This window comes from Mesorhizobium sp. M7A.F.Ca.US.002.01.1.1 (assembly GCF_004022955.1).
GTDB classification, from domain to species: Bacteria; Pseudomonadota; Alphaproteobacteria; order Rhizobiales; family Rhizobiaceae; genus Mesorhizobium; species Mesorhizobium ciceri.
Window position 1 is genome coordinate 1 of the sequence record NZ_RZQE01000053.1, and the last position, 21,439, is coordinate 21,439.

18 protein-coding genes are annotated in these 21,439 nt (G+C 62.4%); 4 read left to right on the forward strand and 14 right to left on the reverse strand.

The annotated features are described in order from the left end of the window. The 3 genes from EN932_RS08570 to EN932_RS08580 all read right to left on the reverse strand — a co-directional run. A partial coding sequence (locus EN932_RS08570; protein WP_128368787.1) for a DUF1223 domain-containing protein occupies positions 1-612 on the reverse strand: 612 nt, incomplete at its 3' end. Positions 613-884: 272 nt separating this feature from the next. Next, entirely contained in the window at positions 885-1,256 is a 372-nt protein-coding gene (locus tag EN932_RS08575) for an endonuclease domain-containing protein (RefSeq protein WP_127369712.1), read from the reverse strand. Positions 1,257-1,364: 108 nt separating this feature from the next. Continuing rightward, positions 1,365-2,537, reverse strand: a complete 1,173-nt coding sequence (locus tag EN932_RS08580; protein ID WP_024504099.1) for a TadE/TadG family type IV pilus assembly protein — start codon at positions 2,535-2,537, stop codon at positions 1,365-1,367. 187 nt (positions 2,538-2,724) lie between these two features. On the opposite strand from EN932_RS08580, the gene lepA reads away from it, so the two are divergent. Continuing rightward, positions 2,725-4,530 carry a translation elongation factor 4 gene (gene lepA, locus EN932_RS08585; protein ID WP_063169622.1) on the forward strand — a complete coding sequence of 602 codons (1,806 nt, stop codon included), beginning with the start codon at positions 2,725-2,727 and terminating at the stop codon, positions 4,528-4,530. Between the two features lie 901 nt (positions 4,531-5,431). Here lepA and EN932_RS08595 read toward each other — a convergent pair. Next, positions 5,432-6,103, reverse strand: coding sequence for a hypothetical protein (locus EN932_RS08595; protein ID WP_128338147.1), 672 nt, complete (start codon positions 6,101-6,103; stop codon positions 5,432-5,434). Further along, the gene (locus tag EN932_RS08600; protein ID WP_127370024.1) at positions 6,057-6,962 is read right to left on the reverse strand and encodes a DNA-processing protein DprA; all 906 of its coding nucleotides are present in this window, start codon (positions 6,960-6,962) and stop codon (positions 6,057-6,059) included. Before EN932_RS08600 ends, EN932_RS08595 begins: the two co-directional genes overlap by 47 nt. Before the next feature lie 299 nt (positions 6,963-7,261). Here EN932_RS08600 and EN932_RS38775 point away from each other — a divergent pair, with 299 nt between their 5' ends. Further along, positions 7,262-7,447, forward strand: coding sequence for a hypothetical protein (locus tag EN932_RS38775; RefSeq protein ID WP_127370025.1), 186 nt, complete (start codon positions 7,262-7,264; stop codon positions 7,445-7,447). Between the two features lie 41 nt (positions 7,448-7,488). After that, positions 7,489-7,773 (forward strand): hypothetical protein, encoded by a 285-nt coding sequence (locus EN932_RS38780; protein ID WP_127370026.1) that lies wholly within the window; start codon positions 7,489-7,491, stop codon positions 7,771-7,773. Positions 7,774-8,285: 512 nt separating this feature from the next. Here the strand turns inward: EN932_RS38780 and EN932_RS08615 are convergent. From EN932_RS08615 to EN932_RS08665, 9 genes are all read right to left on the reverse strand, one after another. Next, positions 8,286-9,926: an ABC transporter substrate-binding protein gene (locus EN932_RS08615; protein WP_127369490.1), complete on the reverse strand. Its 1,641-nt coding sequence runs from the start codon at positions 9,924-9,926 to the stop codon at positions 8,286-8,288. A gap of 508 nt (positions 9,927-10,434) precedes the next feature. After that, positions 10,435-11,382, reverse strand: coding sequence for an alpha/beta hydrolase (locus tag EN932_RS08620; RefSeq protein WP_127388491.1), 948 nt, complete (start codon positions 11,380-11,382; stop codon positions 10,435-10,437). Continuing rightward, positions 11,379-12,059: an isochorismatase family protein gene (locus EN932_RS08625; RefSeq protein ID WP_127369492.1), complete on the reverse strand. Its 681-nt coding sequence runs from the start codon at positions 12,057-12,059 to the stop codon at positions 11,379-11,381. Before EN932_RS08625 ends, EN932_RS08620 begins: the two co-directional genes overlap by 4 nt. Positions 12,060-12,162: 103 nt before the next feature. Then, the gene (locus tag EN932_RS08630; protein WP_027161258.1) at positions 12,163-13,467 is read right to left on the reverse strand and encodes a Xaa-Pro peptidase family protein; all 1,305 of its coding nucleotides are present in this window, start codon (positions 13,465-13,467) and stop codon (positions 12,163-12,165) included. Between the two features lie 309 nt (positions 13,468-13,776). Continuing rightward, complete coding sequence (locus EN932_RS08640; RefSeq protein WP_013528701.1) at positions 13,777-14,745, reverse strand: GlxA family transcriptional regulator; 969 nt, start codon at positions 14,743-14,745, stop codon at positions 13,777-13,779. A 340-nt stretch (positions 14,746-15,085) separates the two neighbouring features. Further along, on the reverse strand, positions 15,086-16,267 hold the full coding sequence (locus EN932_RS08650; RefSeq protein ID WP_127388476.1) for a PLP-dependent aspartate aminotransferase family protein: 1,182 nt from the start codon (positions 16,265-16,267) through the stop codon (positions 15,086-15,088). Next, positions 16,264-17,703 carry a pyridoxal-phosphate dependent enzyme gene (locus EN932_RS08655; RefSeq protein WP_064992683.1) on the reverse strand — a complete coding sequence of 480 codons (1,440 nt, stop codon included), beginning with the start codon at positions 17,701-17,703 and terminating at the stop codon, positions 16,264-16,266. The genes EN932_RS08650 and EN932_RS08655 overlap by 4 nt, the downstream gene beginning before the upstream one ends. Positions 17,704-17,988: 285 nt before the next feature. Next, positions 17,989-19,323, reverse strand: coding sequence for an FAD/NAD(P)-binding protein (locus EN932_RS08660; protein ID WP_127388479.1), 1,335 nt, complete (start codon positions 19,321-19,323; stop codon positions 17,989-17,991). A 31-nt stretch (positions 19,324-19,354) separates the two neighbouring features. Beyond that, positions 19,355-19,825, reverse strand: a complete 471-nt coding sequence (locus EN932_RS08665) for an Rrf2 family transcriptional regulator (RefSeq protein WP_013528705.1) — start codon at positions 19,823-19,825, stop codon at positions 19,355-19,357. A 643-nt stretch (positions 19,826-20,468) separates the two neighbouring features. Between EN932_RS08665 and tauA the strand changes: the two genes are divergently transcribed. Next, a partial coding sequence (tauA, locus tag EN932_RS08670) for a taurine ABC transporter substrate-binding protein (RefSeq protein WP_128368788.1) occupies positions 20,469-21,439 on the forward strand: 971 nt, incomplete at its 3' end.

The window sequence follows — 21,439 nt, forward strand, 5'->3', positions numbered from 1 at the left end:
AGGATATGTCGCGGCCGCGCCGGTCCAGCTGCCGAGTTTTTCGAGCGCATGCACGACATTGGCGTGCGGCAAGGTGCGGCCGGTATTTTCGCCGCGCGAAACCGGCACCTCGACCACGCCCTTGGCATAGCGCACCAGCCAGACATCGGCGTGGCCGCCAGGTGCGGCGCCGGCGCCGATGCTGATCCTGCCGCCATCGAGTGACAATGCCGGGCCGCTTGTCCGGCCGCTCGCCGCAATCAGCTTTTCGATTTCGCCGGGTGCGGCACCGACGACATCGGCATGGCCGTTGACCACCACTTGCGGCGTGAACGGCCCGTCATGACCGAGCGCCGGCTCATAACTGACCTGGCGCCGGGTGAATTCCTGTTTTCCGAAGATATCCTTCCAGCCGAGATAGTCCCAGTAGGTGACGTTGAACGACAGCGCCAGCACGCCGGGCTGGTCCTTGACCTTGATCAGATTGGCATTGGCCGGCGGGCAGGACGAGCAGCCCTGGCTGGTGAACAGCTCGACCACGCTGAGCGGCTGGGCCGCCGCCGCACCGAGCGACGCTGCCAGCGCAATCGCCGAGAGGCTGGACACTTTGATGAACGTACAGGATCGCGACATCGGCTTGCTCCGTGGGCGGCGGCGCCTGGAAGCACCGCAGATATCCCCACTTCGCCGCTGTCGGCGCCTTCGTTACAGCGCTCACCGGTTTGTGATCGGGCCGCAGGCGTTCTTCCCTTCTCCCCCTGTGGGAGAAGGTGTCGCCGCAGGCGACGGATGAGGGGTGTTCCAGGGAAAGCCAACGTCTCACTCCGCTGGAACACCCCTCATCCGTCTCGGCGCTACGCGCCGATCCACCTTCTCCCACAGGGGGAGAAGGGAAGAACGCGCCCCTACCGCCAAGGCTGTAGGCTGGTATCCCGTACATAGGCGATGATGGTATCGCAAACGGCGTTCATGTCTTTCAGAACGTCATCGTTCCAAAAGCGCAAAATGCGAAAGCCTTTCTCTTCCAGGTGAGTTTTGCGGACGCGGTCAGACTCCAACTCCGCATGCTGGCTGCCATCGATCTCGACGACCAAGCGTGCTTCGAAGCAGACGAAATCAGCAATGTACTTTCCAATGGGAACCTGGCGCCGAAATTTTATCCGGTCGAGCCTGCGGTCGCGCAGTTCATGCCACAGCCGGTCTTCCGCTTCCGTCATTACACACCGGAGCGAACGGGCGAAGCTTCGTTTGGCTGGCGGGACAGGTTGATGCGGCATGGCTTAGATTAGCCGGCTATTGCGCTCCGTCCAGCACCCCTCATCCGTCTCGGCGCTACGCGCCGATCCACCTTCTCCCGCAAGGGGAGAAGGCAAGAGGAGCAGCATCTACTGCGTCAGCAGTGTGTCGGACGGTCGCTTGTTGAAGTCGCACTTGCCCATCACGCTGTAGAAGAAGTCGGCGTTCGTAACGTCTGGCAGTGGAGGATTGTTGCCGCCGTCTTCCCATGCCTGATCGCTGGTCTCGCTGCAGGGCACCACGGCGAAGATGTCGACGACCGTGTTGCTGGCAACCTCGACGGGGAGGTATTTGGAAGGGTTCAGGGCCTTTTGTGCCGCGGTGCTGTACCCGGCGCCGAGGTAGAGCCGGTTCGACGTGTCTGTATTGTTCGACCTGAGCGGGTTGACCGGCCCGGACGGCACATCCATCTGCAGATAGAGCTTGTCCATCGTGCTCACGTTGATTGTTGCGCCACTGCTGTTTCCGGCGGAATTCGTGGTCGCGCACGTCGTCTTGAAATAGACGGTGGAGCCGTTCGTTTTTCCGCTTTTTGCCACCGCGGTGCTTTTGTAAACTCCCGCAGTGGCCGTGAAATCGGTTGTTGATCCTACTGTCGTGCACAGTTGGGTCTGAACCAGCGTATCGGTTGGTCCCGTGGTAATAGTTGTCGTCCCGTAACCTTTCGGCTCGGCAGCGGTATAGGTCTTACCACCGCTCGTATAGGAATAACTATACGCTTTGTAGTTATAGTTGGCCTTCATCATGGCCGTCGGCGTGGTCGTGGAGGTCCAACCGTAGGGAAGGCCGTACAGAGTCATGGTCTTGTTCCAGTAGCCCGAAACGTGATCGACATTGAACGTAGCTTCGACCAGCGCCGGCGTCTTGCTCACCGCCGACGCGACGCCGACCGTTACCGTGGGAATCCTGGCGATCTGCATGAACACGGTCGGCATGGCGAAACTTGCCGAGGCCTGCGCGGTGGCGGTGCCGTTGGCGCTGACGTCGAAGCTGTTCAGCGTCGCGGTGCCCTGTCCACCATTGGCCACGTAGGAAGCCTGCATCGCCACCTGGCGCTGCGGCTTCGTCGAGGCCGTATCCATCGTGGTGATCGACAGGATCGCGGCGTCGAGTGCCGCCTGCTCGGTCGACCTGGTCTGGACAGCGGAGGTGTAGTCGACGGAAAAGCCGATCGCCGTGATCAACGGTATCATGGCAAGAATGAGTATCGGTGCGAACGAGCCGCTCCGCGACTCGATAAAACTGCCTGCAAGCCCCCGCATGCCTTCGTCCTTACATCAGATATTTCCCTCCGCTAACATCCCGTTCGCAAATTATGCTCTAACGGGCTTGGTTAAAATTTATAGATTTTTCGCGAAAAGCGCGAAAAAAGCGACAGGCGCCCGTGCTGCCTGCTCCGGCAAAGGCGCACAGCTTGCTCGGGCAAGCCACCCCTGCTAAACGCGCGCCATGAGCACGCCCCTCGACCACATCCGCAATTTCTCCATCGTCGCCCATATCGACCATGGCAAATCCACGCTTGCCGACAGGCTGATCCAGCTGACCGGCGGGCTGGAGCTGCGCGACATGAAGGAGCAGGTGCTGGACTCGATGGACATCGAGCGCGAGCGCGGCATCACCATCAAGGCGCAGACGGTGCGGCTGAAGTACCGCGCCAACAATGGCGAGGACTATATCCTCAATTTGATCGATACGCCCGGCCATGTCGACTTCGCCTATGAAGTGTCGCGGTCGCTGGCCGCCTGCGAGGGCTCGCTGCTGGTCGTCGATGCCTCCCAGGGCGTCGAGGCGCAGACGCTGGCCAATGTCTACCAGGCGATCGACAACAACCACGAGATCGTCGTGGTGCTGAACAAGGTCGACCTGCCGGCCGCCGAGCCCGAGCGCATCCGCGAGCAGGTCGAGGAGGTGATCGGCATCGACGCCTCCAACGCCGTGCTGATCTCGGCCAAGACCGGCCTTGGCATTCCGGACGTCCTGGAGGCCATCGTCCACCAATTGCCGCCGCCGCGCGAAGGCGACGCCACGGCGCCCCTGAAGGCGATGCTGGTCGACTCCTGGTACGACGCCTATCTCGGCGTCATCGTGCTGGTGCGCGTCATCGACGGCGTGCTGAAGAAGGGCCAGACCATCCGCATGATGGGCACCGGCGCCAAATATCTGGTCGAGCGCACCGGCGTGTTCACGCCGGCGCGCATCAATGTCGACGAGCTCGGCCCCGGCGAGTTCGGCTTCTTCACCGGCTCGATCAAGGAAGTGGCCGACACCCGCGTCGGCGACACCATCACCGAGGACAAGCGCGCCACTGCCAAGGCGCTGCCCGGCTTCAAGCCGGCGCAGCCGGTGGTGTTCTGCGGCCTGTTCCCGGTCGACGCCGCCGATTTCGAGGATCTGCGCGCCGCGGTCGGCAAATTGCGCCTCAACGACGCCAGCTTCTCCTTTGAGATGGAGACCAGCGCAGCGCTCGGCTTCGGCTATCGCTGCGGCTTCCTTGGCCTCTTACATCTCGAAATCATCCAGGAGCGGCTGGAGCGCGAGTTCAACCTCGACCTGATCGCCACGGCACCGAGCGTCGTTTATCGGCTGGCTCTGACCGACGGCTCGATGAAGGAACTGCACAACCCGGCCGACATGCCCGACGTGGTGAAGATCTCGGCGATCGAGGAGCCGTGGATCCGCGCCACCATATTGACCCCCGACGACTATCTCGGCGGTATCCTGAAGCTCTGCCAGGACCGGCGCGGCATCCAGGCCGACCTGTCCTATGTCGGCAAGCGCGCCATGCTGATCTACGACCTGCCGCTCAACGAGGTCGTCTTCGATTTCTACGACCGGCTGAAGTCGATCTCCAAGGGCTACGCCTCCTTCGACTATCACCTGACCGACTACCGCGAGGGCGACCTGGTGAAGATGTCGATCCTGGTCAATGAGGAGCCGGTCGATGCGCTTTCCATGCTGGTGCACCGCACGGCGGCGGAAAAGCGCGGCCGGCAGATGTGCGAGAAGCTGAAGGAGCTGATCCCGAACCACCTGTTCAAGATCCCGATCCAGGCCGCGATCGGCGGCAAGGTCATCGCCCGGGAAACCATCTCGGCGCTGCGCAAGGACGTCACCGCCAAATGCTACGGCGGCGACGTCTCGCGCAAACGCAAGCTGCTGGATAAGCAGAAAGAAGGCAAGAAGCGGATGCGGCAGTTCGGCAAGGTCGATATTCCGCAGGAGGCGTTTATCCAGGCGCTGAAGATGGGCGATTGAGAAGCCGGTTGGTGCGCGCAGCGCGCCAAGTCATCGATCCGGTGGATCGATGGCAGGCTTCGAAAGCGGGGGAGCTGCCGGAGGCAGCGGGCCCCCCGCCAGCGCGGCGCTGACGCTGCGCGGTGGAGAATATTCTCCGGGAGGTGGGGTGGGGTGTTCGCCGGGCGCAGGCGGAGGCTCTCCCAAATCCGCAGTAATTTCTCGAAAAATGCCATCGATATTCGCGAAGATCAGCCGACCTAATTCGACAACGTCCGATGCGTCGCCCAGACGAATAAAACGCATGGTTCGCAGGCATAGCACCGCAATGTCATCGGGCGAATTGTTCGCTGTTTGATAAACAGGCGGGAATGAGGATAGAACGGCTCGGGCCAATCTTGGCTCTAGGCGCGGCGAAGCAGTATTCCAAACATGTAGGGCGACAGACTGGCTTCCGACTCGGAGGCCAAAATTCGGTGTGAACTTAACCGAAAAGATTTCGCTCGGGCTTCGCACGGTAGTTGGCGGGAACTCCAAAATCGCGCCCAGGTTAAGAGCTCTCCAAGCCTCCAACTGCTGTAGGCCAAGTTGAGCGGATCGTCTCTCTGGCTCTTGTACAAACTCTCTAACGACTCTCCAGCCATCAGACGTTGGCAGAGTCGGCGGAGGCTACTGTGAAAATCATAGCCTCCCCCTCGTGGCGTAAATCTTCGACGCAGCTCCGTCCGTTGCGGTCGGTCGTGTCATATGTAAAATTCTTAAGAAAGCAGAAATTCCGAACGCTGGCATTGAGACACCTTCGCGGATTTCGATTCGCAATCACTAATATATACGAAGATTCCTATTTTGTTCTCTCATTTAACATGCCAATCGCTAAAGGGTGAATATGGCATAGTTAGAATCGGAGAGTCGTGGCTTTCGATCACTCGGCTAGGGTGTCAAACAGCGAAGGCTGGTCGTCATCATGGACAACGCGGGCGAGGAACACTCCCTTTATCGGGACGTGCGGGTAAGCCTCATGGAGAAGTGCCTGTGCCGCCTTAAAAGAAGCTCCCCTTGCGATCACATCATCAAATATTGCAATCGTATCGACGCTCTGGGGCAGGTTAACAGTTTGGAATGCCCAGCCCGCCTTCAAACTTGCGGGGTCTGGTCGATTACTAGTATCATGAGCCGCAACGCGTTCTTCAATTTGTTTTATACAATTAATAATTATCGCGCCAGCTCCAAAACTTCGAGTTATCAGTCGCAAAAGTCTATCGTCATAAGCTGGGTGGCTGACGGGCTTACTGCACGGAACAGGGCACCAAGCAATCTTTGACAAGCGATCCGTTAGCACTGCGCTACGAAGTTTTTCTGCCCAATAGTCAGTTGACCGCGCCTTATGTTTATAGCGATGGACATTCTCATCGCGGATTGCAGGGCTCATTTTAAAGTTTAAGATGTGGTTGTTCGTCTCGGACTTATAACCCCCGTGCGCGGTATACTCCCCCAGATAAAGGATATAGTCATCTTTCTCTAGGAAGCCATGCTCCCCGCGTGTCAGATCATCGATCTTTGTAAAGCGCGCTGACATTTGCCAAAATATCTTCAATACCAGAAACTCGGATCGCGCCTAGTTCCTCGAACCTGTGGGGCCACGTTATATCGGATCTATGAAAACAGCTTTCAAGAATTAATAGCGGTCGACCTTGTGCTAAAGCCGCTCGCGCTTGCGTGAGTGTTCCAGATGTTTCCCCAGCTTCAACAATAACAGTTGCATCCGTCAAAGCACTCATCGTTATGTTCCGCTCTGGGAAAAAGGTTCGCGTCTTATTCAAGGGCATAGCCTTGTATGCCACAACCGGAACCTGCGATATCAAAAGGTTCTCTCGGGCTATCTTCTCATGAATACCCCTATTTTCTCTCGGATAAGCCGTAGAAATTGGAGTTCCCACTACTGCAATTGTGGGGAATTTCAGAGATATGGCTGTTTCATGGACAATTGCATCGATCCCTTTCGCCAGCCCGGAGACCGGAATAATTTTGTCAGAAATCAGCCCCTGGACTATTCGGCGGGTCTGCAAAATACCTTCATCGCTTGGCTCACGAGTGCCCACCACTGCAATAGAAGGCTGTTCTGAGAGCGCCCAATAGCCTTGATAATAAAGCAGTTCGATAGGATGTTTCGCTACACGAATTTTGTTGGGATATTCGCCGGCGCCGTGAATCCTGACACCATACGGAGCAGAGCTAAATTTCCGTATTTGTTCATCTGCTAGTTCGGCATATTTGACTGCTGTGGGATATGGGACGAAATCAGAGGGAACAGAAAAGGGGACACCGCCGAACCTGTCGGCAATCGACTTAAATGATGCCCCATGGTCCAGCCAAAGGGCCTCATACGCACCCATTTCCAACCAAGGAGAAATGGGGTCGGAAGACTTAAGATCGAATTGCGTAGCTGCGGTCATGTTGCCTATTTAGGGCTGCATCGGCAGATGTTCGACTGGAATTGCGTCAAGGCGCATTTTGGAACAAAACAGGAACTTACACAAGAGACTTTATTGCCGAGCATTTGCAATCGGTTACGTCGTATCCTAATCGGGAATTGCCGGGGAAAACGCCTCCCCTTGTAGCAGGGAAGCCCTGTCGTACAGGCGGCGAGAATACTTGGCCGTCCGCTCCATTCCCCTTCTCCGATGTCCGCCCGTCACCTATTGTAAACGCCCCGCCCTGTCGTATCCTCTCTCCCGGCTTGGGGAGACATCACATGCGTTCCACTCTAGACACCGTCGCCGCGATCGGCCTCGCCATCGGCGGTGCCTTCGGCCTTGCCGGCACCTTCGTCGCCAGCGCCCCACTTCGCGAAACACTCTGGACGATCGACGGTGCCGCACTGGTGGTCGCCACCGCGCTGTTGACGATGAAATACCAGCGGCTGGCAATGACTGCATAGCCGCGGGCTTCCTGACCTTCCTGGCCGGAGAGACCCTGCTGATGGCGGGCAATGCGGCGGGGCTGGAGGCCAGCGTGCCCTCCTATGTCGGCGGCATCTCGCTTTGGGCGGCGGCACTGGTCATGGTCAGCGTGCCCAGGACATTTGCCCTGTGGATGCGGCTCACCGCGCTGGTGGCGGCCGTGCTGTTTGTCGTCTCGGCTTGCATGATCCTCTGGGGGGCGCCCTTGCTGCCGACCTCGGCACCGCTGCCCGCCGCGGGCTATCCGTTCCTGGTGCTGACCTTTGTCGGCTGGATCTGGACGCTGCTGAAGCCGGCCCGGTGAGGCTTTGTCCGCTTGCGTACCAAACGTCCGGCCTGGTTGATCGGGCATCGGCGGGGCGGTAAAAAATCCGGGCGGCGGACCCAGGTTCGCCAGTGGCCGGCGCGGGCTCAGGCAACTGCCTCACCGGCATTCGCGCCGGCCATTTTCAACCCGTCAGATGATCGCAGCGATCCACCGGCTAGCCCTGCACTTGAAGGGGCGCTGACGCTTCTGACCTTCTCCCCTTGTGGGAGAAGGTGGATCGGCGCGCAGCGCCGAGACGGATGAGGGGTGCGTGACGGAGTGAGGCGGTGAAGGTTCTGCTCTGGTTCAGGGCGTTTACTGTTGGCGTATCGCCAAGCTGGAACACCCCTCATCCGTCTTGCCGCTGCGCGGCAATCCACCTTCTCCCACAAGGGGAGAAGGTTAGAAATGCCGGCGCATCACCGTCGCCCGGCCCTTCGCAGGCTCAGAGCGTTCGAGGCTCGTAAAGCCAAGCAATTGGCTTTACGTCCGCTAGCGCGGACCGCCTCTCAACTCTCAATCCACACCTTCTCAAAGTGCTGCTCCAGCGCCTGGTGCTGTTCGCAGCCTTCGACGCCTTTGCGGTAGGTGCGGTAGACCGAGCGCCAGTAGGGTTGGATGATGATGCCTGAATCGCGCAAATTCTGCTCGATCTTGCCCATGATCTCCTTGCGCGCCTTGGCGTCGGGTGTCGCCAGTGCCTTGTCGAGCAGCGTGTCGAACTCGGGATTGGCGTAGGCGCTCTCGTTCCAGGCGGCGCCGGATTTATACGCCAGCGCCAGCACCTGGACGCCGAGCGGGCGGCCGAGCCATTCGGTGCAGGAGAAGGGGTATTTGCTCCAGTCGTTCCAGAAGGTGGCGGCCGGCAGCACGGTGCGCTTGATCTTCAGGCCGGCCTCGCGCATCTGCGCGCCGATGGCGTCGCCGGTGCTCTTTTGCCATTCGACGTCGACGGAGATGAGCTCGAACTCGTGGTCTGATTTGCCGGCCTCGGCCAACAGCTTCTTCGACTGCTCGACGTCACGCTTCGCCGGGCCGATATCGGCATATTCGGGGTGCATGGGGCCGACATGGTGGTTGTCGGCGGGCTTGCCGCGGCCGCCGAGGCCGAGCGCCAGCACGGCGGCATTGTCGACGGCGAGCTGGGCGGCGCGGCGCACCTTGACGTCGTCATAGGGCGCGTTGGCGACATTGAAGCGGGCGACGATGGTCGAACCGGTGGCGATCTCGGAATTCATCAGCCCCATCGTCTCGGTCTGCGAGACGGCATCGGAAGCGGTCTCGTGGTCGGTGTCGATCTCGCCGGATTCGAAGGCCGAGAGCATGGCGTTGGGGTCGGAGCCGTAGTCGACCCATTTGATGCCGTCCAAGTAGAATTCGCCCTTCCACCAGGGCTTGTCTTTGCGCTTCACCTCGGCACCGGTCTCGGCATCCCAGCTGACCAGCTCGCAGGGACCGGTGGTGATGGCCAGCGCCTTCAGGGGATCGCCGTCGCCCTCATAGGAGCGGTGCATGATCAGTGCGGGATAGTCGGCCATGCCGGCGATCAGCGAGATGTCGGACTTGGGCAGGTTCAGCTTGATGGTGAAGTCATCGACCTTTTCGATGCCGCCATCGACGACCTTCTTGGTGTCGGCATTGACCAGCGCGCCCATGCGCGCGGCGACCGAATTGCCCGGCACGGAAGCGTCGCACCAGCGGGTGAGGTTGTGGATTACATCGTCGGCGTTGAAGGCATCGCCGTTCGACCAGGAGATGCCCTTGCGCACGTGCAGGGTCAGCGTCCTGGCGTCGTCGCTCGCCTCCCAGCTTTCGAGCAGCCAGGGCTCGAAGGAGAAGTCGGTGTTCCAGCGCACCAGATATTCGTTGCAGTGGCGCGCGACATTCGACATCTCCACGCCGTCGAAGGTGCGCGGGTCCTTGAAACCCTTGACGTTCATGGCGACGCGCAGGACGCCGCCCTTCTTGGGTTCCGCCGCGCGGGCAGGGATGGTGCCAAGTCCGCCCAGCGCCAGCGCCCCGGCGGCGCTGACGCCGAGCCCGGCCATCAGCGCCAGATATTCGCGGCGGTTGATGCCGCCGGCCTTGAAATCGTCGGCCACGGGTTTGGCTTGCGGGTGGAGTTTGCGGTCGGTCAGCATGAATTTCATCGTCGTTCCCCTGTTGTTGATGCATGCCGCCCAAAAGTGCCCAGCGGTTTTGGGACAATGGCATGCACAGAAAAATCGCCCCGGCCGATCGACAGGCGCGGGGGCGGACGCGACCGCCGGGGCGCCGTTGCCTGAGGGGGAATGATAAGGCTGGGTGACGCTAGGGAGTGTTCGGTTTTCCGCAGTGATTGTGCGGGGTTCCGCGGGGGGAGTCGGCGATTGGCGTATGCGTTGGACGATGGCGCGGCGCGAATCTCCCTCCTTGAGGGGGAGATGTCGCCGAAGGCGACAGAGGGGGTCGGTACGACGGGACTCGACCTCCTATGTTCCATTGTTGAAAAGAGGATGCCGGCGCTTCACGCGAGACGCCCCCTCACCCAGCCTCCGCTTCGCTCGGCTGACCTCTCCCCGAGGGGAGAGGAGACTTGCAGCGCCGGCGCTTCTCTCTTCTCCCCAGCGGGGAGAAGGTGGCCGCGAAGCGGCCGGATGAGGGGGGCCTTCGCCACGTTCAATACGGCCACTCGCCCCTGCCCAGCGCGCCAACCGCGCCGACAATCCGCGCAAACGCTTCCGCGGCTGCCGGCACCGTGGTGCGGGCACGCAGGAAGCTGTGCACCAGCCTCGGCTCTTCGTGCCACCACGCCTTGCCGCCGGCGGCCACAATGCGGTCGCGGTAGGTCTCGCCATCCGAGGACAGCGGGTCGCATTCGGCGGTGACGATCACCGTCGGCGGCAGGCCGGTGAAATCCTTGTCGCGCAGCGGCGCAAAAGTCGGATCGTCCAGCGATTGGCGCCTGGCCGAGCGGACGTCGCGGTAGAAGGCGACGTCGGTCACCGACAGCAGCGGCGCGTCGGCGTGTTCGATGTAGGAGCCGGCACGCTCGTCGCCGCCGAGCTCGGGGTAGATCAGCACCTGGCCGATCGCAGCGCTGGCGTGCCGGCGCGTCGCCTGCGCCACCGCCGCGGCCAGATTGCCGCCGGCGCTTTCGCCGCACAGCACCAGCGGCAGGCCTGATCTCGCCGCTGCCCATTCGAAGGCGGCCACCGCATCGTCGAAGGCGGCGGGATGGAGATGCTCCGGCGCCAGCCGGTAATCGACCGACAGCACGTCGAAACCTGTGCCGGCGCAGAGCTCGGCGCAGATGTCGTCATGGCTTTCCAACCCGCCGAGGATGAAGCCGCCGCCGTGGTAGTAGACCACCATCGCCTTGGCGGCGTTGCCCTCGAGCCGGTAGCGCCGGACCGGGATGTCGCGGCCGGCGGCGGCGATCAGCCCGTCGCTGGCCTTGACGCCAGCCGGGCGGCCCTGGTGGAAAGCCCGGCTCATCCGGTCGTAGACGGCGCGCTGCTTGTCGATCGGCAGGCCGATGATTTCGGGCGGATACCAGGCGTTGACGGCGTCGATATAGGCCCAAAGGGCCGGGTCGAGCCGTGTTTCGTAAGAGCCTCGCGTCATAGATCGGCGTAGAGCGCGGCCGCGTTGTCGAAGCTGAAACGCAGCGGCACCGAGCCCTCGACCTGCCAGACGGTGACGGTTTCGCCGGCCAGCAGCCGGCAGGCGTCGTCGGTGTCGGTGACGGCGCCGCCATAGAGCCGGTTGGCGAGGTTGAGGATACCGGTCTGGTGCATGGCCGCGCTGCCGCTGCCGCAGGCATCCTTGACCAGCAGCACGCGAAAGCCTTTTGCCACCGCATCCTTGACCGACGCGTCGATGCAGGCCTCGGTCCAGACGCCTGATATGACCAACCATTCGATGCCGGCCGACTTGATGTCGCGTGCCGCCGGCCCGCAGCGGAAGGCGCTGGCCTCGGCCTTGATCAGCAGCGCCTCGCCCTTGGCCGGCGCCACCTCATGGCAGATTTCGGTCAGCGGATCGCTCTTGTCGGAAAAGGCCGACTTGCCGTCCTCGCCGAGCGGATGAAACGGGCGGTCCTGGCTGTCGAGATCGACGATGTAGGCCCAGTGGTAGAGCGGCACATGGTTCTGCCGCGCCGCCGCCTGCAGGCGCTGGACGTTGGCGAGGATGCTGCTGAAGCCTTCAACCAGATAACGCGGGTCCTGCCGGTGCTCTTCCTGCAGGTCGATGAAGATCGCGGCTACGGTGCCGCGCTTGAGGGAGATGGGCGTTTTCATGCGGCGCCTGCGTGATGCATGGGCGAGGCAGTCAAAGACCCTTCCGTATGCCGGCGGGACAGAGGAGGGCGCCAGGCAACGAGGCGCTCATTGGTTGCCCGTATCAAACCTGCGTCTCCAGAAACTCGTCCTCATAAGGAAAGCGCGACAGAAGCTCCGTGCCCGTCTCGGTGATCAGGATCTCGTCCTCCAGCTTGACGCCCTCGCGGCCGCCCTTTTCGCCGATATAGCTTTCGACGCTCACCACCATGCCTGGCACGATATGGCCGTCGCGGCCATAGGTCTCGTAATCCATGGCGTGCGCGATGAACGGTGTCTCGCCATGCATGCCGACGCCGTGCATGACCGAGGTGTAGCGCTGGTCGACGAAACGGTCGGGGATCTTCCACGCCTGCTCGGCGATCTCGCGGAAGGCCATGCCGGGCTTGACGATCGAAATGTTGTGCTGAACCTGGTCATGCGCCATGCGGTAGAGCGACTTCTGGTAGGGCGTCGGCTTGCCCGGCCCGCAGCGGAAGGTGCGCGAGAAATCCGAATAATAGCCGTAGCAGCCGATGGTGTCGGTATCGAGCGCCAAGAGTTCGCCGGGGCGGATCTTGCGGCCGCTGGCCTCGTTGAACCACGGGTTGGTGCGCTGGCCTGATGTCAGCAGCCGCGTCTCGATGAACTCGCCGCCCTGGCGGATGACCTCGCCATACATGATGGCGAACAGGTCGTTTTCGGAAACACCGGGCTTGATCGCCTCACGCACCGCATAGACGGCAGCCTCGGCGCCGGCCATCGACACCTGCAGGCATTTGACCTCTTCCGGCGTCTTCACCGCGCGCACCGCCAGGATTTCGCCCTGGCAATCCCTGACCTCACAGCCGCGCTTTTCCAGCGCCAGCGCCTGCAGATGGCTGCAGCGGTCGAGGCCGAGCTTCATCGAGCCGCCGCCATGCTTTTTCAAAAGCTCGGCGATCTCGTCGGCGAACGGACCTGCGGTCTCGTCGTCGCGGCCCGAGACCGACGACCAGACCAGCTTGGAAGGCCGCGCCTCGTCGATCGTGTCGAGCACCATGGAGACATGATAGCTCTGCGGATATTCGAACAGCACGATCGGCCCGTCGGTCGGGATAAAGAAATAGCGGGTCGAGTTGCGCAGGAAATAGCCGAACATGTTGCGCGAGCCTGTGGCGTAGCGCTGGTTGTACGGATCGAACAGCACCACGCCGCCATAGCCGGCCTTGCGCATCCAGCCGCGCAGCTTGGCCAGCCGGCCCTTGCGCAGGGCGTCGGCATCGATGAAGGACGGTTCGGTGTCCGACAGCCACATGCCGCCGGCCGGATCGGCCGCCGCGGGGTGGCGCATGCGATCCTTGAAGTCCACGTCCTCGGTGCTGTCGGGGTCGAAAACGACGATGCTCATGGGGTGCCTGGCCTTGGGTGGGTTGGGAGGGCTGGAGCATGGCGCAGCGGGGGCCGGAGGATTGTGCTGGAAACCGCGTGTGTTGTGCGGAATGCCGCTGGGCAACAAGAGATGCAGGCGCCAAGCGCCCCCCTCTGTCCTGCCGGACATCTCCCCCTCAAGGGGGGAGATTGGCAGCTTTGGCCTCATCGCTCTTTTCTTCATCGCTGAAAATTGGCGAAAGCCGTTGTTACATCCGATCTCCCCCCTTGAGGGGGAGATGTCCGGCAGGACAGAGGGGGGCGCTGTCCCGCCATTCCTTTGACTACCCTAATGCCTCCGCGCCAGTTTCGGCGGATGGCCATGCTCCTCGCGAAACGCCCGGGCAAAACTCGACATCGAGGCAAACCCACATGCCAGCGCCACGTCGCGCACGGCGAGCGTCGAATGCGCCAAAAGATCGGCGGCGCGTTTGAGCCTCAGGCGCCGGTAGTAGCCATTGGGCGAGATGGCGAGTTCGGAGCGGAAGGAGCGCTCGAGCTTGTCTGAGGACACGCCGAGCTTCGCGGTCAGCTCGGCCATGCCGAGCCGTTCCTCGACCGCATCCTCCATGATGGCGATGGCCGACAGCACCAGCTCGTTCTGGACCCCAGTGCGCAGGCGCAGCGGCATCATCTTGCGGTCGATGCTGGAGCGCAGCTGGCTGTGCACGAACCATTCGGCGACGCCGGCGGCAAGCTCGGCGCCGTAATCGCGGGTGATGATCTCCAGCATCATGTCGAGGCTGCCGACGCCGCCGGCCGAGGTGAAGCGCTTGCGGTCGATGACATAGAGGTCGCGCCTGAGCTCGATGTTGGGGAAGGCTTCGGTGAAGGCGGCCTGGCTGGTCCAGTGCAAGGTGCAGGCATGGCCGTCGAGCAGGCCGGCGCGCGCCAGGAAGAACGCGGCATCCGCCACCGCCCCGATATGGGCGCCATTGCGCAGGCTCTTGCGGATCCAGTGTGCAGCGTCCTCGGCGACGAGGTGATCGGCATCGCCGCCCGAGCAGACGACGATGCGGTCGACCTTCGGGGCATCCTCGGCGTAAAAGCCCGGCTGGATGACGACGCCGTTCGACGCCTCGACCGCACCTTTCGTGCCGCCGACGATGATCCAGCGATAGCATTCTCTTTTCGCCAGGACATTGGCGGCGCGCAGCGGCTCGATGACCGAGCTGAACGCCATCATCGGAAAACCTGGGAACACCAGCACGGCGAAAGTGAGGGGTTCAGTGGGCTTGGGTGGTTCGCGCGTGGCCATGGGGCGCTACATTTCGGGCAGATGGGGTTCGGGGTCAATTGGCCGGTCCATCATCATGAGACGTCCGCGCGCCGCCCCTTGCCCTTCCTCTCCCCCGTCGATCGGGGGAGAGGTGTCGAGCGAAGCTCGACGGAGTGGGGGTCGACCCTCGCCGCGCGCCTGAGGTCTCTTGCTCGTCAGATTGTGCCTGTCTTGCGGCGACTGCGCGTCTGCGAACGCCTTCCCCCACTCCGTCTCGGCTTCGCCGAGCCACCTCTCCCCCCTCCGGAGGGAAAGGAAAGGAAAGGAGCCAAGGCAGGGCGATGAGGGGCAACGCTGAAGTTGCAAGTTGATTGAGCTTCTAGCCCGCCAGCGCCTGATCCAGATCGGCGATCAGATCATCGCCATCCTCGATCCCCGCCGACAACCTTACCAGCGAATCCGATATGCCGATCTCGGCCCGTTTCTCCGCCGGTATGGAGCCATGCGTCATCAGCGCCGGGTGCTCGATCAGGCTCTCCACACCGCCGAGGCTTTCGGCGAGCGTGAACAATTGCGTGCGTTCGAGGAACTTTTTGGTGCCGGCTAGGTCGCGGTCGAGCACGGCTGTGATCATGCCGCCGAAGGCATGCATCTGCTGGACGGCGACGGCGTGCTGCGGGTGGCTGGCGAGGCCGGGATAGATGACGCGGCGGACGTCGCGGCGCGCTTCCAGCCATTGCGCGATCTTCAGGCCGTTGGCGGAATGGCGCTCCATGCGCAGCGCCAGCGTTTTCAGCCCGCGCAGTGCCAGAAAACTGTCGAACGGGCCCGAAATGGCGCCGATGGCGTTCTGCAGGAATTTCAGCTGGGCGGCCAGATCCTTGTTGTCGCCGACGACGGCCACGCCGCCGACCATATCGGAATGGCCGTTGAGATATTTGGTCGTCGAATGCACGACGATATCGATGCCAAGCTCCAGCGGCCGCTGGATATAGGGGCTGCAGAAGGTGTTGTCGGCGACCGTGAGAATCCCCTTGCGCCTGGCAAGTGCGGCGACGCCTTCGAGGTCGACGATGCGCAGCAGCGGGTTGGTGGGGGTTTCGACCCACAGCATTTTCGTCTCGGGCCGGATCGCGGCCTCGACGGCGGCAAGGTCGGTGAAGTCGACGAACGAGACCTGCAGATTGGCCGAGCGTTTGCGCACCCGCTCCATCAGCCGGAAGGAACCGCCATAGATGTCGTCGGTGGCAACGATATGCGCACCGGAATCGAGCAGCTCCAGCACGGTGGCGATCGCCGCCAGCCCGGACGCGAAGGCGAAGGCGGCCGAGCCGCTTTCGAGGTCGGCCACCGCGCGCTCGAAAGCAAAGCGCGTCGGGTTCTGGCTGCGGGCATATTCAAAGCCCTTGTGCACGCCGGGCGATTGCTGGCCATAGGTCGAGGTGGCGTAGATCGGCACCATTACCGCGCCGGTCAGCGGGTCGTGGCTCTGGCCGCCATGGATGGTGCGCGTCGAAAAAGCCAGTCGGTTCTTGCCGGCTGGCGGGGTGCTGCTGGTCATCGTGCGCGCCTCAGATGGTTGATCAGATCGATGCGGGTAATCAGGCCGACGAATTCGTCGCCGTCGAAGATGATGGCGACCTCGTTGCGGTCGAACACCGGCAGCAGCGCGTCCAGCGTCTGGCTGGCCTGCAGCGTGTGCAGGTTGGAGGTCATGGCCGTGCGCACCGGGCCGTTGAAGCGCTCCCAGCGGCCGTCATAAGGGCCGTCGACCTTGGCCAGTATGTCGCTTTCGTCAACGATGCCGACGAGCTTGCCGTTGTCGAGCACCGGCAGCTGCGAGACATCGGAGCGGCGCATGCGGCCATAGGCATTGAGCAGGCTTTCGTCCGGGCCGACATAGACGGTGTCGCCGGTGCGGTGCGAGCGCATCACCAGGTCGCGCAGATCGCCATGCTGCTCGTGCTCGGCCAGCCCCTGCTCGGCCAGCCAGAAATCGTCGAACACCTTCGACAGATACTTGTTGCCACTGTCGCAGACGAAGGTGACGACGCGTTTGGGCACCGTCTGCTCGCGGCAATAGCGCAGCGCCGCCGACAGCAGCGTGCCCGAGGATGAGCCGGCAAGAATACCTTCCTTGGACAAGAGGTCGCGCACCGCCAGCATGCTCTGCTTGTCGGGGATCGAATAGGCCTTCTTGACCAGCGACAGATCGGCATTGGGCGGCACGAAATCCTCGCCGATGCCTTCCACGGTCCAGCTGCCGGCCTCTTCCATCTTGCCGGTCTTGATCAGCGGCGCCAGCACCGAGCCGACCGGATCGGCCAGCACCATTTCGGTCTTCGGCGACACTTTTGCGAAGTAGCGGCCAAGCCCGGTCAGCGTGCCGCCCGAGCCGACGCCGACCACCACGGCATCCACATCACCGTCGAGCTGCGAAAAGATCTCGGGGCCGGTGGTGGTTTCATGCGCCAGCGGATTGGCCGGGTTGGCGAACTGGTTGGCATAGAAGGCGCCGGGCGTTTCCGCCGCGATCTTCTCGGCCATGTCCTGGTAATATTCGGCATGGCCCTTGCCGACATCGGAGCGCGTCATGCGCACTTCGGCGCCGAGCGCGCGCAGGTGCTGGATCTTTTCGCGCGACATCTTGTCGGGCACGACCAGCACGATGCGGTAGCCCTTGGGGATGCCGACCTGGGCGAGACCAAGCCCGGTGTTGCCGGCGGTCGCCTCGACGATGGTGCCGCCGCGCTTGAGCTTGCCCTGCTTTTCAGCCGCGGCGATCATCGACAGCGCGATGCGGTCCTTGATCGAGCCGCCGGGATTCTGGCTTTCGAGCTTGATGAACAGTCGGCATTTGCCGGTGTCGAACTTGGTCAGCTCGACCACCGGCGTCTGGCCGATCAGGTCGAGCACCGACTTGTAGGGCGGACGCAGGCGGGACAATTCGGCTTCCGAGGGGGCACTGTCCAGTGCGGCGATCTCATGCTCGCTCATATCGATGCTCCATGACCAAGCGACCGCCTCTGGGCAGGGCGGCAGCGTAGCCTCTTTTCCAGCCCTTTGCAGTCGGAAAGAAGATAGATCGTGCCAATCAACCGGCCAGATGCGGAATGAAATTCCGGTTTGTGCCTCAAAGGCTTGGAGGGTGTGTTGAGATTCAGGTCAGGCGAGCCGAAAATGGCAGATTCCGAGAACCGGAGCGGAGCGTACTTTTGGGTACGTGAGCACCGGAAGCACAGGAAGCCGCCATTTGCAGGCCGGCATCATCTACGACACAGCCTAGCCCAGCAGCTGCTTGCTCAGCCTCGCACACTGCACGCGGATATCGGGGATGGCGTCGATCTCGAAGAAGGTGCCGCGCGTCAGCGGGCCGACGGCGAGGATCTTGGCCGAAACGGTTCCGTCGCCGGCGATGATCTCGCATTTGGTCGATACGTCGAGGCCGATGCGCAGCGGATCCGGCCTTGCCAGGCCGCGGTCGACCAGCGAGCGCACGACGCTGTTCGACGAGGTCGAGATGTCCCTCACGATGCCAGAGCAATCGTAGATGCGGGCGACCTCGAAGGTCTCGAGACGCTGCGTGTGACGCGACTGGACCTGGACGGTGAATTCGCCGTTGCGCGCAATGTCGACGACGCGGCCGGCGACCAGGCGGATGCGGCCGGATTGCACGGCCTCGGTGATACGGGCGTAGACCTCGGGCGCCATGCGATGGCGGTGGATGTCCCACCAGGCCTTGGTGTGCTCGACGAAGCGGCGCTTGGCGGAAGGCGGCCAGTTCTGCCAGATCTTCTGGTTGAACGGCCGCAGCCCGTCGACGACGTCACGCCAGTCGATGCCGGCCTTCTGGTTTTCCTTGATCAGGTCGCGGAACCAGCCGACGAAATAGGAGAGCTGCGTGCCGAGCGGAATGTCGGCGACGTCGAGCTTGATCGGATTGCCCTTGCGATGCGGCGAGGGCAGCAGGCCGCGCCTGGACACAGCTATGATGTCGCCGCGATGGCCGCGTTGCTCCAGCGCCAGGAAAGCATCGACCATGCTGAGGCCGGTGCCCAGCACCATGACGCCGGCGCCGGGCGGAAGTGCTGTGTCGGCTTCCGATCCCATCCTGATGGCATGGCCTTGCGCCGGCTCCTCGTCGTGGCCGGTGGCCAGCACGGCGAGATGCGCAACCACGCTGGTGCCGTTGGCCAGCGCCACTTCGACGCCGGAGGCGGTGGGCGTGATCGAGAGGCTTTCCTCGCGGATCAGCCGAAGCCGACCGCTCTGCTTTTCCCGCGCTTCCAGATCGACCAGCAACTCGCCGAGATAGCGGGCATAGATGCTGCGTGGCGCATAGAAGGGCGCCTCCTCAGCCGTTGCCAGGCCGCGTTCCTGAAGCCAGCGCCAGAAATTGCCGGGATCGTCGGCATAGGCGCTCATGCCGGCGGCGCTGACATTCAGTACATGCGCCGACAGCAGCGTCGAATAGGCGATGCCCTGACCGAAATGCGGGCGCCTTTCGATCAGCGTGACGCGCAGGTCGGGATTGGGCGACTTCAGGAGATGCGCGGCCAGCACGACGCCGCTGGCGCCGCCACCGACAATGATGATGGAGTTGGCGCGCCCGGTCATAGGCATGCCTTCGCTCTGCGCAGCGCCAGTGTCAGGCCTGGACCTTCACCGCGACCGGCAGATCGCCGATGCCGACCGACAGGTCGTCGAGAGAGATATCGCGCATTTCGGCGAGGCTGCGCTGATCGAGCACCTCGGCGATCGCCTGCCGGACCTCGAGCATCAGATGTCGGACTTGGCATGTCGCCTCGTTGCAATCTTCACAGCGCTGGTACTGGGTGCGGCTGGCACAGGGGATCGGCGCCAGCGGACCGTCGAGGACGCGCACGACATGGCCGACCTTGATCTCGTCGGCGGGCCGCGCCAGGCGATAGCCGCCATCCTTGCCCTTGCGGCTCTGGACGAAGCCGGCATTGCGCAACTCGCCCAGGATGGCGTCGAGAAATTTCTTCGGGATGTTGTTGCCGGTGGCGACGTCGTTGACGAAGGCGAGCTGCCCGGCCGGCAATCGCGCGAGGTGGACAAGCGCCTTGAGGCCGTACTTACCTTTTTTGGTGAGCATGAGATCAAATTTTCTCTGGCATGCGACGGCATGGAACCATCGGTTGCAAAACGCCTGGCGTGCGTTGCCGCCGCGTCCAAGCCCGCATGACACATAAATTCTAGTGACATGATGTACAAGCCGAGAACTGCTGATTTTGCTTCGTTTTCAAGCCGCGCGGGCCATTTTGACCAGCCTTTGTGCCCACAGGGATACAAAAGCGCACGAGTTTGGGGGCGCGATCATCGCGATATGGTGACTGCTCATCGTCGCCTCCAGTCTCAATGTCGATAAGATTACTATACTTACCCTCGAACACGCGGAATGGGTTGTCAAATCGGCGGTTGTTTGAGGCATGAATTTGCCTGGAAGAGGCCGGAAGCGGGAATTCTAGTTCGCGGTGGGCGTAGGCGGAGCCATCACCGCAGTTCAGGAGGTTAGAGGTCGGTGGGACAGAGGGGGGCGCTGGCCCGCCGGCGTCGAAAGGCCTGCCCTGTGGCGACACTCTGCCCCACCGCAACCACCCTATCCGCCTCACCACCTCACCATCGACAGCTTTTTTCTAACAAGCCCGCCTTGGTTGGAAGGATTTAACTCTACAAGAACCATAGAATTAGCTGACTATTATGAAGCATTCCGGTTTTTCTCTTTTCAGGAGCCCTTCATGTCCATCATTTCGCGACGCATTGTTCTCCTCTCATCAGCGGCACTTGCCGGCGCGGCCTTCCTCGGCCCGGCCCTGGCCGACGACCTCAAGATCACCATCGGCTACCAGACGGTGGTCGAACCCTCGAAAGTGCCGCAGGCCGACGGCGCCTATGAAAAGGCGACTAAGGCCACCATTGATTGGCGCAAATTCGATTCCGGCGCCGATGTCATCGCCGCGGTCGCTTCCGGTTCGGTCGATATCGGCTATGTCGGCTCGAGCCCGCTGGCGGCGGCGGCGAGCCGCGAGTTGCCGATCCAGACCATCTTCATCGTCGGCTTGATCGGCGAATCCGAGGCGCTGGTGGCACGCAACGGCGCCGGCATCGAGAAAATCGCCGATCTCGCCGGCAAGAAGGTCGCCGTGCCGTTCGTCTCGACGACGCATTACAGCCTGCTCGCAGCACTGAAGCATGAGGGCGTCGATCCGAAGTCGGTCGAGATCCTCAATCTCCGGCCTCCGGAAATCGCCGCCGCCTTCTCGCGCGGCGACATCGACGCCGCTTATGTCTGGGATCCGGCGCTCGGCCAGATCAAGACGACGGGCAAGGTGGTGGTGGATTCCTCGCAGGTCGCCGCCTGGGGCGCGCCGACCTTCGACGCCTGGATCGTGCGCACCGACTTCGCCGAAAAGAACCCGGAAGCGGTGCGCGACTTCGTCAAGGTGACGGGCGCGGCATATGCCGAGTTCCTCGCCAAGCCCGAAGCCTGGTCGGTATCGTCGCCGCAGGCGGCCGCGATCGCCAAACTCACCGGCGCCAAGCTGGAAGAAGTGCCGCAGCTGCTCAAGGGCTATGTCTTCCCGACGCTGGAAGAGCAGGCCTCCGACAAATTCCTCGGCGGCGGCACGGTCAAGGCGGTCGAAGCGACATCCACCTTCCTCAAGGAGCAAGGCAAGATCGACGCCGTGCTTCCCGACTATTCGAAATA

Coding starts and splice junctions, on each gene's coding strand:
- EN932_RS38780 (WP_127370026.1), top strand. CDS start 7,489: ATGGCGGGCAATGCGGCGGGGCTGGAGGCCAGCGTGCCCTCCTATGTC.
- EN932_RS38775 (WP_127370025.1), top strand. CDS start 7,262: ATGCGTTCCACTCTAGACACCGTCGCCGCGATCGGCCTCGCCATCGGC.
- EN932_RS08630 (WP_027161258.1), bottom strand. CDS start 13,467: ATGAGCATCGTCGTTTTCGACCCCGACAGCACCGAGGACGTGGACTTC.
- EN932_RS08620 (WP_127388491.1), bottom strand. CDS start 11,382: ATGACGCGAGGCTCTTACGAAACACGGCTCGACCCGGCCCTTTGGGCC.
- EN932_RS08640 (WP_013528701.1), bottom strand. CDS start 14,745: ATGGCCACGCGCGAACCACCCAAGCCCACTGAACCCCTCACTTTCGCC.
- EN932_RS08625 (WP_127369492.1), bottom strand. CDS start 12,059: ATGAAAACGCCCATCTCCCTCAAGCGCGGCACCGTAGCCGCGATCTTC.
- EN932_RS08665 (WP_013528705.1), bottom strand. CDS start 19,825: ATGCTCACCAAAAAAGGTAAGTACGGCCTCAAGGCGCTTGTCCACCTC.
- EN932_RS08600 (WP_127370024.1), bottom strand. CDS start 6,962: ATGACCGCAGCTACGCAATTCGATCTTAAGTCTTCCGACCCCATTTCT.
- EN932_RS08660 (WP_127388479.1), bottom strand. CDS start 19,323: ATGACCGGGCGCGCCAACTCCATCATCATTGTCGGTGGCGGCGCCAGC.
- EN932_RS08615 (WP_127369490.1), bottom strand. CDS start 9,926: ATGAAATTCATGCTGACCGACCGCAAACTCCACCCGCAAGCCAAACCC.
- lepA (WP_063169622.1), top strand. CDS start 2,725: ATGAGCACGCCCCTCGACCACATCCGCAATTTCTCCATCGTCGCCCAT.
- EN932_RS08580 (WP_024504099.1), bottom strand. CDS start 2,537: ATGCGGGGGCTTGCAGGCAGTTTTATCGAGTCGCGGAGCGGCTCGTTC.
- EN932_RS08575 (WP_127369712.1), bottom strand. CDS start 1,256: ATGCCGCATCAACCTGTCCCGCCAGCCAAACGAAGCTTCGCCCGTTCG.
- EN932_RS08650 (WP_127388476.1), bottom strand. CDS start 16,267: ATGACCAGCAGCACCCCGCCAGCCGGCAAGAACCGACTGGCTTTTTCG.
- EN932_RS08655 (WP_064992683.1), bottom strand. CDS start 17,703: ATGAGCGAGCATGAGATCGCCGCACTGGACAGTGCCCCCTCGGAAGCC.